Source organism: Rahnella rivi (assembly GCF_019049655.1).
Classification (GTDB): domain Bacteria; phylum Pseudomonadota; class Gammaproteobacteria; order Enterobacterales; family Enterobacteriaceae; genus Rahnella; species Rahnella rivi.
The window spans coordinates 85066-97897 of record NZ_JAFMOX010000057.1; the positions used below are offsets into that span (position 1 = coordinate 85066).

At 56.6% G+C, this 12832-nt stretch carries 9 protein-coding genes; 6 read left to right on the plus strand and 3 right to left on the minus strand.

Going from position 1 to position 12832, the window contains the following annotated elements; genetic code table 11:
• Nucleotides 1-408: 408 nt before the first annotated feature.
• A complete protein-coding gene (locus J1779_RS10745; RefSeq protein WP_217203741.1) occupies nucleotides 409-1197 on the minus strand; it encodes a MipA/OmpV family protein in 789 nt (262 codons plus the stop codon).
• A gap of 126 nt (nucleotides 1198-1323) precedes the next feature.
• Between J1779_RS10745 and J1779_RS10750 the strand changes: the two genes are divergently transcribed.
• The 4 genes from J1779_RS10750 (at nucleotide 1324) to J1779_RS10765 (ending at nucleotide 7504) form a co-directional block, all read left to right on the plus strand.
• Complete coding sequence (locus J1779_RS10750; RefSeq protein WP_122096667.1) at nucleotides 1324-2019, plus strand: response regulator; 696 nt, start codon at nucleotides 1324-1326, stop codon at nucleotides 2017-2019.
• A complete protein-coding gene (locus J1779_RS10755) occupies nucleotides 2016-3185 on the plus strand; it encodes a sensor histidine kinase (protein ID WP_217203742.1) in 1170 nt (389 codons plus the stop codon). The genes J1779_RS10750 and J1779_RS10755 overlap by 4 nt, the downstream gene beginning before the upstream one ends.
• A 120-nt stretch (nucleotides 3186-3305) precedes the next feature.
• Nucleotides 3306-4442, plus strand: coding sequence for an efflux RND transporter periplasmic adaptor subunit (locus J1779_RS10760; protein WP_056773940.1), 1137 nt, complete (start codon nucleotides 3306-3308; stop codon nucleotides 4440-4442).
• On the plus strand, nucleotides 4439-7504 hold the full coding sequence (locus J1779_RS10765; RefSeq protein ID WP_217203743.1) for an efflux RND transporter permease subunit: 3066 nt from the start codon (nucleotides 4439-4441) through the stop codon (nucleotides 7502-7504). Before J1779_RS10760 ends, J1779_RS10765 begins: the two co-directional genes overlap by 4 nt.
• 33 nt (nucleotides 7505-7537) lie before the next feature.
• Here J1779_RS10765 and J1779_RS10770 read toward each other — a convergent pair whose 3' ends face one another.
• The gene (locus tag J1779_RS10770; RefSeq protein WP_217203744.1) at nucleotides 7538-8407 is read right to left on the minus strand and encodes a LysR family transcriptional regulator; all 870 of its coding nucleotides are present in this window, start codon (nucleotides 8405-8407) and stop codon (nucleotides 7538-7540) included.
• A gap of 112 nt (nucleotides 8408-8519) precedes the next feature.
• On the opposite strand from J1779_RS10770, the gene J1779_RS10775 reads away from it, so the two are divergent.
• On the plus strand, nucleotides 8520-9512 hold the full coding sequence (locus tag J1779_RS10775) for a nitrilase family protein (RefSeq protein ID WP_217203745.1): 993 nt from the start codon (nucleotides 8520-8522) through the stop codon (nucleotides 9510-9512).
• Nucleotides 9513-10120: 608 nt separating this feature from the next.
• Nucleotides 10121-11041, plus strand: coding sequence for a hypothetical protein (locus J1779_RS10780; protein ID WP_217203746.1), 921 nt, complete (start codon nucleotides 10121-10123; stop codon nucleotides 11039-11041).
• 116 nt (nucleotides 11042-11157) lie between these two features.
• Here J1779_RS10780 and J1779_RS10785 read toward each other — a convergent pair whose 3' ends face one another.
• Nucleotides 11158-12813, minus strand: a complete 1656-nt coding sequence (locus J1779_RS10785) for an alpha,alpha-trehalase (RefSeq protein ID WP_122096675.1) — start codon at nucleotides 12811-12813, stop codon at nucleotides 11158-11160.
• Nucleotides 12814-12832: the final 19 nt, after the last annotated feature.

A 12832-nucleotide genomic window follows, 5' to 3' on the forward strand; every position in this document is an offset into this window, starting at 1 on the left:
CGGGGGTTATCGCTAACGCCTAAGTTGAATAATTGAATAAAAGAAGTCACTACCGTGAAAAAACGCGGCCAATATATGGCTTTTTTGCCCCCGGCTCAATAACTTATTTTGTATAGAATTGTTTATTCTTTTTCATATGAATCAATAACATGCTGATTTTATGACCGATAATGCTGCCATAACTCTGTTACGCGGGCATTAATAAGGCACTAAATTGCTGTTAAATGGGCAGGCAGACACCGCCGGAGGGCGGTATTCAGAAGGCCTGACGACGATAAAAGGGGGGGAACCCCCCTGTCTGTCAGGCGCGGAAAAAAACAAAAAATACGCTGTTTAAGAGCGCGTACAGCAGCAATATAAGCAGTATAACCCGTGTATCGATATTCATCCTGCGCTCTGTCCGGGTGGTTAAAAGGTGTAGAGCAGCGCCGCGGAGGCGGTGGCCTGATTGCGGCGAAACACAATCGGGCTGTCGGCGGCGTGATCGTCAAGCCAGGTATATCCGCCGATTAACACCGTCGCCCAGTGCGGTGAAAACTGATGGCTCCAGGTTAAATCCGTATTGATGCCGTAAAACCCGCCGCCCGGCTGATAGCGTGCATAACCGCTGCGTTCACTCTGGGCGCTGTTCACCCCGTAAAACGTTTGCATGTAACGGCTGTCACCAAACAGCGCCGCCGATTGCAGCGCCACGGTATCCGTCTCGTCCTGCCACGGCAGCACCGTCAGCGATGCCTGATATTGTGCGCCCTGCCCGTCGGTCAGCGGCAAGGTGGCTTTCCCCTCCAGCGAAAACCAGCTGGTGGCCTGCCAGCCCACCGCCACGGAGGTGTTCATCACCGCTTTGATGGAGCCCATGCCCTTCAGCTCTTTTGAACCGTCTCGCCAGGTGGAGTCCTTTTCGGTTCGTCCGAAGCTGTAACCCAGGGTGTGCTCCAGATATAACCCGTTATCGCTTTGCAGGTCGTAGCCGATGCCTTTCAGGCCGTCGAAGAAAAACGCGCCGTCGCGCGCCTGAATCACCGGGGCTATGAGCGTGTGGCGCTTGTCTGAACCGCTGTATTTCGGCGCATTCTGCACGCCGACGCCGAGCGTGACACTTGACGCCGGTGTACTGCTGTCTTCTGCCCAGGCGACCGTTGCGGTGGTGGTGAATGCAACACATGTCATGTGCATGATCAGTTTTCTGGTTATCATGAATTCCTCGTTACCCGATGTTTGACGGCCAGGAAGGGGTTCAGGGCACGTCCGAAGCGGGAAGTATGGAGAGGCAGTGTCAATAAACTGCTTGGGAATTATGAAGAAACTGTCAAGGTCACCTCAATGCAGACTAAACGAGTGCTGGTTATAGAAGATGATGCCGATGCGGCGGGCGTTCTTGAGGCCTACCTGAAACGTGAAAATTATGAGGTGAAGGTGGCGGGCGACGGGTTGCTGGGGCTGGAAATGGTGAACAGCTGGAAGCCTGATCTGATCCTGCTCGACGTGATGTTGCCCGGCATGAACGGTACTGAAGTGCTCTCGACCCTGCGCCGTACGCGTGATACGCCGGTGATTATGGTCACCGCCATGGGCGATGCGCCTGACCGCATTGGCGCGCTGCGTTACGGCGCGGATGATTATGTGGTGAAGCCTTATAATCCCGGCGAAGTGGTGGCGCGCGTTCAGGCCGTTCTGCGCCGTGCCGCACCGAAAACCCGGCAGGCCGAACTCCTGCGCTGGCAGGGGCTTGAGGTGGATACCGAATCGCTCACCACCACGGTGACTGACGCTGACGGCATGCCGAAAAGCCTCGAGCTGACGCCCACTGAATTCGCGCTGTTAGTGATACTGATGGGCGCCCCCACGCGCCCCTTTACCCGTCAGCAACTGCTGGAACGCTGCCTGCCGGAAAGCGAAGCGCTGGAGCGCGTGGTGGATACCCACATCTATAACCTGCGTAAAAAACTTGAGCTGGCAGGCATTCTGAATGTCCTGATCAACGTGCGCGGTATCGGTTACAGGTTCAGACAGCCATGAAAAAGCCACAACATCAGTCTCTTTGGCGTTGGATCTGCCTGCGTGTTCTGACGCTGGCGATCGGTTCCGTGGTGCTTATCGCCTTATGCATGTGGCTGAGATTTGTCATCCAGAATTTATGGATCCTTCACCATATGCCTGTCTCGATGAGAGAGGAGTTTGCCCTGCTGCGCGAACAGCCCGCGCTGAATCTGGCGCGTTTTCACCAGATTGTCGATGAGCGCTGGGGGATCCGCTACTCCGATCCCAGCATTGCGTCTTCGGACTGGATCACCGTCGGCGTGCTGGTGCTGACCGTGATTCCTTTTATCGTTGTGCTCGGGTTGCGCGCCGCGCGTCCGCTTTCGGCGCAGGTGAGCAGGCTGGCGGCGGCGGCGGGATCGGTGGCACGCGGGGAATTCAGCACACGTGCCGAAAAGGTGGAAAAGGCACCGGCGGAACTTATCCAGCTGACGGAAAACTTTAACGCCATGACCGGGCAACTGGAACGTTACGATCGTGAACTGCGGGCCTCCCACGTGGCGATGGCGCATGAATTACGCTCGCCGCTGACCGCCGCCATTGGCCGGTTGCAGGGCATGATCGACGGTGTGTTTGAGCCGGAGCCTCAGCAACTGAATATGGTGATGAAGCAGCTTCGCCACCTCAGTCGTCTGACGGACGAACTTCACCTGCTTTCGCTGGCCGACGCCGGACAACTCCAGCTGACGCCTGTCACGCTTAATCTCACCGATCTGCTGCTCGAACGCGCCGCCTGGCTTAAACCGCAGGCCGAAGCGGCGGGCATGGCGATTGAGATAAACCCGTCACAGCCTTATAGCTGCGTCGGCGATCCGTTCCGCCTTGCCCAGGTGTTCACCATATTGATGGAGAATGCCCTGCGCTACGCCGCAGAAGGCGCGCATCTGGAGGTGAACGTCCGTAAGCTGGCGGGCGGGATAGAGATTGCGTTTCGTGACTTCGGGCCAGGCGTCACGGCGGGCTTTTTGCCTGATATGTTCGAGCGTTTCACCCGCGCAGAATCCTCGCGTGCCCGCGATTCCGGCGGCAGCGGGTTGGGGCTGTCAATCGCCAGGGCGATCTGCGTGGCGCATGGCGGCACCATCCGCGCTACCCTGCCGGACAGCGGCGGCCTGCAAATTTCAGTATTCCTTCCTGACGCGTAACGCGCTTTTTAACAGGACGGGCAAATAAATTGCCCGTCTTGAATTTTCCTTGATGAAACATACAGGGAATCTGGACATAACCCGGTTTGAATAGCGCCATCTCAATTCAGGAACCGGGTCATGACAGACACATTCACCGATTACGCCAGCCGGGCCATTTGCCACCTCACCGGCTCACAACGCCTGCGCGCCCTGTGGCCTTTTTTGCTGCTGATCCCGCTCGGGTTAGCGCTCACCGCCTGCCATGATCAGAAGAAAAAATCTGAAGCCCCTGCGCGGCCTGTGCGGTTTATCATCGCGCCTGCCCCTTCGGGGGCCAGCACCCTGCTGCAAACCGGTGAAATCCGCGCCCATGACGACGTCACGCTGAGTTTCCGGCAAGACGGACGTCTGATCAGCCGCGCCGTTGACGTGGGTGACCACGTGCGCGCCGGGCAGTTACTGGCCACGCAGGAAAGCGATACCAGCCAGAATCAGCTCAGCAGCGCCAGGGCCGATCTGAACAGCGCGCGCGCCGCCGAACGGGTGGCGGCGCTGAACCTGCATCGGATGACACTGCTGATGCCGCAAGGGGCGATATCCCGCGCACAGTTTGATACTGCGCAGTCAGACTGGCAGGCCGCGTTGTCGCGCCGTCAGAGCAGCGAATCCAGCCTGAAAACGGCGCAGGATAATCTGGCGTGGACGCGGCTGACCGCCCCGGACGACGGCGTGATCACCGCCGTCAGCGCCTCTGCGGGCCAGGTGGTCAGCAGCGGTCAGGCGGTGGTCACAGTAGCAGGCAGCAACGCACGCGATGCGGTGTTTAACGTCGCCACACCGCAAGCCCTGACGCAACAGAGCGCGGTGTCCGTTTCCCTGCTCTCCGATCCCGCCGTTCGCACGACCGGGCATCTGCGCGACATCAGCCCGCAGGCCGATCCACAAACCCGCACCTGGCGGGTGCGGGTGACGCTGGATAATCCGCCACCGGCCATGGCGCTGGGTGCCAGCGTTCAGGGCGCGTGGCAGCAATCCGGCCAGACGATGATTTCCCTGCCCGCCTCGGCCCTCACCCGTATTGGCAATAAACCGGCGGTGTTTGTGGTTGACCGCGCAAGCCAGCGTTTGCAACTGCGTGAAGTGACTCTTGGCCGCTACACCACCGATGACATCTCTGTCTGCGCCGGGATCGTCGCCGGAGACGCGGTGGTCACCGCGGGCGTCAGCAAACTGCGTCAGGGTGAAAAAGTCATCGCTCAGGAGAGCAATCCATGAGCCCGCGTTCCCTTAAAGAGACGTTTAACCTTTCCGGCTGGGCGCTGGGGCATCAGCAGCTGATGATCTTTTTCATGCTGATGATCATGGTGGCGGGCGTGCTCAGTTATGAGCATCTGCCGCGCAACGAAGATCCGGCGTTTACCATAAAAACGGCGGTGGTCTCGGCGCAGTGGCCGGGTGCCAGCGTCCATGACACGGTCAGCCTGCTCACCGATCCGCTGGAGAAAAAACTTCAGGAAACGCCGCATCTGGATTACGTGCAAAGCGAAACCCGCGCCGGGCAGACGATCATTATGGTCAATCTTCGCGACGACACGCCGCCCGCCGCGGTGGCGGATATCTGGTATCAGGTCCGTAAAAAAATGCAGGATATCAGCCCGTCACTGCCGCAGGGCGTGCAGACCGTCGCGGTCAACGATGAGTTCGCCGACACCTTTGGCACCCTCTACGGGTTTACCGCAGAAGGTTACAGCATGCGGGAGTTGCGCGATCAGGTGGAAGGGATCCGCCGCAGCCTGATGTCCGTGCCGGACATCGGTAAAGTCAGTCTGCTCGGTGAACAGGAAGAGCAAATCGTCATCGCCTTTTCGCCGCGTAAGCTGGCCGGAATGGGAATTGATTTACAGCAGGTCACCAGTGCGCTGAAAGCACAGAATGCGGTGGTGCCCGCCGGGACAATACGCAGTGACAAAGAGAATATTTCACTGCGGGTCAGCGGCGCGCTGAATTCGGAAGAAAATCTGCGCAATGTGACGCTGCATATCAACGAGCGCTATATTCCGCTGACCGATATCGCCACCCTCAGCCGCCAGAGTCAGTCGCCGCCTGCCCTCGCCTTTCGGGTGAACGGCCAGCCCGCCATTGGTCTGGCGATATCGATGGCCGCCAGCGGCAACATGACAGACTTTGGTCAGGCGGTTAACCAGCAGATGACCGATATCGGCAAACGCCTGCCGCACGGGATCGAAATGACCAAAGTCGCCGATCAGTCCGCCGTGGTGGCGCAGGCGGTCAGCGGATTTGTGCGGGTGCTGCTGGAGGCGATTGCCATCGTGCTGGCGGTGTCTTTTGTGTCGCTGGGCACCCGCGCCGGTCTGGTGGTGGCGGCGGCGATCCCGCTGGTGCTGGCGATGACCTTCACCGGCATGCTGCTGGCCAATATCGGCCTGCAACGCATCTCCCTCGGCGCGCTGATCATTGCGCTCGGCCTGCTGGTGGATGACGCGATGATCACCGTGGAGGCGATGGTGTCACGGCTTGAAGCGGGCGACAGCCGCTGGCGCGCGGCCACCTATGCCTTTGAAACCACCGCATTCCCGATGCTGACCGGCACGCTGGTGATGATCGCCGGTTTTATTCCGGTGGGGTTTGCTGCCTCCAGCGCCGGAGAATATTGTTTATCGCTGTTTGCCGTGGTGCTGATTTCCCTGCTCAGCTCGTGGGTGGTGGCGATTCTGTTTTCGCCGCTGATGGGCACCTGGCTGCTTTCCTCGCAGGTAAAACATCCTCACGCCGGACCGGGCAGGCTGATGCGTTTTTATCAGCGGTTACTGCTTACTGCGCTGCGTCACCGCCTGCTGACCGTGGCGTGCGCGGTGGCGGCGCTGCTGATTGCCCTTTACGGCACGACCTTTATGCAGGGTGAATTCTTTCCGGCCTCCGATCGCCCTGAATTGCTGGTCAGCCTGACGTTACCGGCAAATGCGTCGCAGACAGAAACCGCGCGGCAGACCGAAAAACTGGAGCGCACCCTGCGCGGAAACCGCAACGTCGATCACTACTCCAGCTATGTGGGCGGCGGTGCGATTCGTTTTTATCTGCCGATGGATGTGCTGAGCGACAATGAAAATACGGCGCAGCTGGTGGTGGTTGCCAAAGATCTTGAGGCGCGTGACCGCCTCCGGCAACAACTGGAAACCGAGCTGGCGCGCGATTTCAGCGATCTGACCACCCGCGTTTCACCGCTGGAGCTGGGCCCGCCGGTTGGCTGGCCGCTGAGATATCGGGTCAGCGGCGCGGATTATGCCAAAGTCCAGACCATCGCCCGCCAGCTGGCGACCCTGGCCGGAAATAACCCCGGCGCGCGCGCGGTGAACCTCACCGCGGGCGAACCGGAGCGCGCCATTACCCTGCGCGTCAACCAGACTGCCGCGCGGGCTGCGGGCGTCTCTTCCGAATCGTTGGCGGAAACGCTCAACACCCTCTATTCCGGCAGCACCATTACTACGGTGCGGGATCGTAACCGGCTGGTGGACGTGATCATGCGCGGCAACGACGCAGAGCGTCAGGATATCGACACGATTTCAGGGATGATGCTGACCACTTCCGGCGGAGCAAAAATCCCGCTGGCGCAGGTCGCTACGCCGGAATGGGGCATTGATGAACCGGTCATCTGGCGGCATCAGCTGCTGCCGTTCATCACGGTGCAAACCGATCTCGCGCCGGGCATGAGTGCCGAAACGCTCTCCCGGCAACTGTCTGCGCAGGTGTCACGCCTGCAGGCCTCACTGCCTGCCGGTTATCACATTGAGGAAGGCGGTACGGTGGCTGAATCGGACAAGGGCAACCGTTCGGTGTACGCCATGCTGCCGGTGACATTATGCGCAATGCTTATCCTGCTGATGATCCAGCTTCAGCGTTTTTCCCGCATGCTGCTGGCGTTAATGATGGCGCCATTTGGGCTGATCGGCATTGTGCTGGCGATGCTGCCGACCGGCACGCCGATGGGATTTGTCGCGCTGCTGGGGGTGATTGCTCTGGCGGGGATGATTATCCGCAATGCTGTGATCCTCATTAACGAAGTCGATAACAATAGCCGCAACGGCATGGAGAACAATGCCGCGATTATCGCCGCCGCCGCACACCGCGCCCGCCCTATCCTGCTGACCGCCTGCGCGGCGATCCTCGGGATGATCCCGATTTCCCACCAGGTATTCTGGGGGCCGATGGCCTTCGCGATCATTGGCGGACTGATGGTCGCCACGCTGGTAACGCTGACGGTGCTGCCTGCGGCAATGAGCCTGGTGATGGAAAAGGCAGGAAAGAATAAGCCGTCATGAAAGGAGCCAGCCCCGCCGAAGGGGCTGCTGTGTCTACTCGCTTTCAGCCACGCAGGCGGTCACCATCTTCACAAAATTATCGCGGATGACATCCGTGGTCTGCGGGTCCCACGCGATACCCACTTCCCAGCAGGTTGCGCTGCCGGTCAGCGGCAGAATGTTCAGCCCCGGCGGTGCGATGTGCGTGACGCTTTGCGGTAACAGCGCCACGCCAATACCGGCAATCACCAGCGCCACCAGCGTCTGGATATCTTCCGCCTGCTGCGTGGCACATACCTCAAGCCGGTTTTCTTCAAGAAAGCGGTCGGTCTGTGCATTCAGACCGCGCCCGCGTTCATTGTAGAGCCGCAGTAAAGGCAATTTTTTCAGCCACTCTGCGGCGCTCAGATCGTTTTTATTCGGTGTGATTAACACCAGTCGGTCTTCAAACAAGGTGTGATAGCTGAGTTGTGCGGGCGCCGGGGTGCGGACAAAGCCTGCCTGCAACTCGCCGGTTTGCAGCATGTCATATTGCTTAGCGGAAGGCAGATCTTCCAGGGTGAACGCCACCCCCGGATATTCCGACCTGAATTTTGCAATGCATTGAGGCGCAAAGAGAAAACTCGACAGCCCGAATCCGGCGGCAATCACCCCTTCGCGGCCTCTGGCGACCTGATCGGCGTGGTGTAAAAACACGGCGGTTTGCCTGAGGGCTTTCTGCGCTTGCGGGAGGAGTAATTTCCCTCCGGCGGTCAGGCATGTGCCGTGCCTACCGCGTGCAAACAGCGTCACACTGAGCATCGATTCCAGCAGATTTATTTGCTTGGTCAGCGCCGGTTGAGAGATGGAAAGTGCGTCGGCGGCGCTGGCGTAATTCTGTTTTTCAGCCAGAACCACAAAAGCGTTAAGTAAACGAAGGTTCATTTGTCATTCCGGTTGGTTATCAGGGATGGAAAATCATTCATTATAAAGTTATCAACGTCATTGCTGTAATACCAGCGTCAACAGATAAACCTGAAACGACCGGAGAACAGCGATGCATGAAAATCAGTTAATCAAGGCGGCAGTGATTCAGTTCCAGCATCAGGCGGGTGACAAGAAATATAACCTGATGATGATGGAGAAATTTATCGGCCAGGCGGCCATTGAAGGGGTGAAAATCCTCGCGTTTCCCGAGATGTGTATCACGGGCTACTGGCATGTACCAAAACTAAGCGTGGCAGGCGTAGAAGCGCTGGCGGAACCGGTGGAGACTGGCCCGTCTGTCGGCCTTATCCGCGCCCTTGCCATGAAACATCAGATGCTGATTGGCGCGGGATTGATCGAGCGCGCCGCGGACGGGCGTCTCTATAACGCCTACGTGGCCTGCATGCCGGACGGGTCGCTGCATACCCACCGCAAGCTGCATGCTTTTGAGCATCCGGCAATCAGCAGCGGCGCGGGCTTTACGGTATTTGATACGCCGTGGGGCGTGAAGGTGGGCATCCTGATCTGCTGGGATAATAATCTTGTGGAAAACGTGCGTGCCACCGCGCTGCTCGGCGCGGATATTCTGCTGGCCCCGCATCAGACCGGCGGAACGCATTCCCGCAGCCCGCATGGCATGAAGCCGATCCCTCTGGAACTTTGGGCGCAACGCGCTGAGCGCAAGGCCGAAATCACCGCAGCGTTTAAAGGCCCCAGCGGTCGTGAATGGCTAATGCGCTGGCTCCCTGCCCGTGCGCATGATAACGGGCTGTTTATTCTGTTCAGCAATGGCGTCGGGGCTGACGATGACGAAGTGCGCACCGGCAATGCGATGATTCTCGATCCGTATGGCCGCATTGTGCGGGAAACCTGGGCAGCGGCTGACGCGATGGTGTGTGCGGAGCTCGATCTCTCATTAATTCCCATGTGTACCGGGCGCCGCTGGATGTCAGGACGCCGTCCCGAGCTGTATAAGATCCTGACTGAGCGTCAGGGCTATGAGCGGGATGCGATAACGGTGCGGTTCTCAGAGGCACTGCCGGGAATAAAACAGCAGGAATGATAGTACGTTGATAATGATATTAATAAATTCTAATTTTTAAATTTATATCATTTTTAGGGCGCCCCTGAATTTTTTACGTTAAATGGTGACTTTACTGTGTCAGCAACAAATGGATTCAATTCCATTGGATTGTCTGATTATCCGCAGAGTTAAGTTTCGTTTTAAGTCATATTTCTTTTTATGTGAATTCACTCCCGGAATACTCTTTCCGGGAGTGAAACGGTATTTATATCGTGCTTATCCTGCCGGTCCCCCGTTGCTGCGGCGGTTACTCGCCATTCTCGCCATACAAACCCATCCTGTAGCGGATATTCGCCGCCGGCGCGATCCTGTGTGGGTTTCTGATGATTGACAGGACATTGCAATACCCTTTCTTTTTGCCGTGTCAGTCACATGATGACGCTATTTTATGTATAAATGATGCGTCAATCAGATCGTTGTTATTTTTTTTCATCGTGATTAATTCGGTATTTATTATTTTTAGTTTGATGATTATTTTTGTGTTGCGTAATCATTAGTTATTAAATTTCTCCGGTAGTAATTTGCACCCATCAAATGTTGTGCCTGTTTCATTTCAATCTACTATTAACGCTAACAAAGGAAACACTATGTCCCGATCAACATGGTCTAAAGTTGAAGAATTTGCAGTAAGACTGCCTTCTGGTGAAAGTTCAACGACTGTCACGGCGAATGGAAATCAACAGGTTGAAGTCATTGTTGATATTAAAGTGGTCGATGCTAATGGCTATCCGGTTCAGCTGACAGAATTTGATATTAACCATCTGAATTTAATCGACTCTAATAACGGCGACCGCTTTGTTTACGACTGGTCTTTTAGAAAATCAGCAGAACCGAATAATAATCCTGTCGCCCCTGCGACAGCCGTCTCGGGAGCCGGTCCGTTGTCTGGCGTTCAGTCTTTCAGTTTTTGGGTGAGTACCGTGGTGCCGGAGCCTGTCTCTATCGGCGCCTCTGTTCTCATGCCTGATGAGTCGCTTGTCACCACTGTTAAAGCCCCTTTTAGTAGTCACGTAAGTTGTCGTGGCACAGCGCCAATCTCCTATACCGTAGCGGATGTTAATTTCTTCTATGAGAACACCTCTAACTCGAAGCCTTTCGCTGATGGCGTGACGATGGATCAGGATAATTACTATCTTACATTGAAAAATGGTAATCCGATTGTTTCTGTTGAGTGGAATTATGGTGTTCTCAACATGTTTACACTTTTCAATGAGCCAGTCCGTTGCGTTCAGCAATTTGCCTGGCCGCTGGACAGTGCGGAAAAACAAACAATTACCTATCAGTCTGCAACGGCAACAGACAGTTATGAAATCAAGGTAAATAACCGCGCGGGCACGGTCTGTTTCACCCGGATGTCTATTAAAGACACGGCGAATCCTTCAGTGGAAACGTTTGAATATCCGGTGACATTCCGTATTATTGATGATCAAGGTAACTATGGTGATTTTACCGCGTCATCATCAGGTGACTTTAATAACATCAAGCTTTCTGATTATCCGCAGAGTTAAATTCTGTTCTGATTGATATTAACATGTAATATTAATTTGTTGCGTCAACTCACTCCCGGAATCATTATTTTCCGGGAGTGAAACGTTTTTTACATGTCAGTTGATTTTTGAGGCGGTTACTCGTAATTCTCGCCATACAAACCAATCAACCGCCGAACCACGCCATTCGTCCAGCCGAAACCGTCCTGTAGCGGATATTCGCCGCCGCCGCCCGCCCGTGAGGCGTCGCCGGAGATATGGTATTTCTCGATCAGTTTATGATGCTGCTGATAATACTGGTTTACGGTTTTCAGCCAGCTGCGGGCAATCTGGTCGCCGAGCGCGTCATTGCCGTAAAGTTTAAAGCCCTGAATGGCCATCCATTGCAGCGGTGCCCAGCCATTGGGTTTATCCCATTGTTCGCCGGTGTCATATTCCGTCGCCAGAATACCGCCCGGCGTGAGCAGACGCTCCTGCACCGCGGTCGCCAGCCGTTCCGCCTGCGCGTGCGTGGCAAGCCCGACGTAAAGCGGCACCACGCTGGCCGCAGAGAACAGCGCCATGTGCTGCTGGTGCCAGTCGTAATCGCGGAAGCACCCGCCCTCTTCGTCCCACAGATAGCGGTTGATGGCCTCGCGGCGCACCTCGGCTTTTTCGCGAAAACGGACCTGCGTGGTTTTATCGCCCTTCAGCCCGGAGATATTGGCGATCGCGCTTTCCAGTTTGTACAGGAACGCATTCAGATCGACCGGAATAAACTGCGTGGTGCGGATACTGGCGAGGCGGTCGGCGTCGCGCAGCCAGCGTGAGGAGTAATCCCAGCCGGATTCTGCCCCTGCGCGCAGGTCGCGGTAGACTTCGTTTGCCGGGCGGCTCGACAGCCTGGCGGTTTCCACATCTTCCCGCCAGGATTCATCTCTCGGGGTATCACGGTCATCCCAGTAACGGTTGAGCAGCGTGCCATCCGGCAGGCAGACCACGTGACGATAGGCCTGATTCGGCGTCAGCGACTCGGCGCCGTCCATCCAGAATTCGTACTCCATCAGCAGATGATCGAGATAACGTTTTGCACCGCGCACACCGTCTTCTTCAAACAGTTCCACCATCAGCGCAAAGATCGGCGGCTGCGAGCGGCTGAGGTAATAGGTGCGGTTTCCGTTAGGGATGTGGCCATAAATTTCGATCATCCAGGCGAAGTTATCCGCCATGGTGCGCAGCAGATCGTTACGGCCGCTTTCCGCCAGACCGAGCATGGTGAAGTAGGAATCCCAGTAATAGGTTTCACTGAAACGCCCGCCCGGCACGACATACGCCTGCGGCAGTGGCAGCAGCGAGGACCAGGGAACATGATCTTCCGGCTGACGGGTGAGTACCGGCCAGAGTTTGTCGATGTGTTCTTTCAGGGAATCGCCCGGATCGCTGACATACTCGTCGCTGTGGTTGGCGGGCAGAGAAAAGTGGGCATCCACGAAACGCTGCAAATTGAATCCGGGATGGTTTTTGATGCGCCGGTAGCGCAGTAAAATGTCCAGCGGATCCATTTTCGGCGGGCAGTCGGGGAAGGTTTTGCTGTCTTCAAACAGGTGCGAGGACTGTACCGCCACAAACAGTTCGAGATAACGGTCAGCGGGCGTCAGCGCATCCGAGTGCGGCAAGCCTTCGATCATTTCCGGTTCCGGCTCGGCGTCCATCATCCTTTCGAGGATCAGTTCAATGGGTTCAAGCTCAGTCAGGCGATCGTCTGCCACCTCAGTTTCATTCGCTTCCTTCATCGGAAATTGTGTATTTTCCATATGCTACAAGCCTCTGCAT

Coding starts and splice junctions, on each gene's coding strand:
- J1779_RS10745 (WP_217203741.1), bottom strand. CDS start 1,197: ATGATAACCAGAAAACTGATCATGCACATGACATGTGTTGCATTCACC.
- J1779_RS10750 (WP_122096667.1), top strand. CDS start 1,324: ATGCAGACTAAACGAGTGCTGGTTATAGAAGATGATGCCGATGCGGCG.
- J1779_RS10755 (WP_217203742.1), top strand. CDS start 2,016: ATGAAAAAGCCACAACATCAGTCTCTTTGGCGTTGGATCTGCCTGCGT.
- J1779_RS10760 (WP_056773940.1), top strand. CDS start 3,306: ATGACAGACACATTCACCGATTACGCCAGCCGGGCCATTTGCCACCTC.
- J1779_RS10765 (WP_217203743.1), top strand. CDS start 4,439: ATGAGCCCGCGTTCCCTTAAAGAGACGTTTAACCTTTCCGGCTGGGCG.
- J1779_RS10770 (WP_217203744.1), bottom strand. CDS start 8,407: ATGAACCTTCGTTTACTTAACGCTTTTGTGGTTCTGGCTGAAAAACAG.
- J1779_RS10775 (WP_217203745.1), top strand. CDS start 8,520: ATGCATGAAAATCAGTTAATCAAGGCGGCAGTGATTCAGTTCCAGCAT.
- J1779_RS10780 (WP_217203746.1), top strand. CDS start 10,121: ATGTCCCGATCAACATGGTCTAAAGTTGAAGAATTTGCAGTAAGACTG.
- J1779_RS10785 (WP_122096675.1), bottom strand. CDS start 12,813: ATGGAAAATACACAATTTCCGATGAAGGAAGCGAATGAAACTGAGGTG.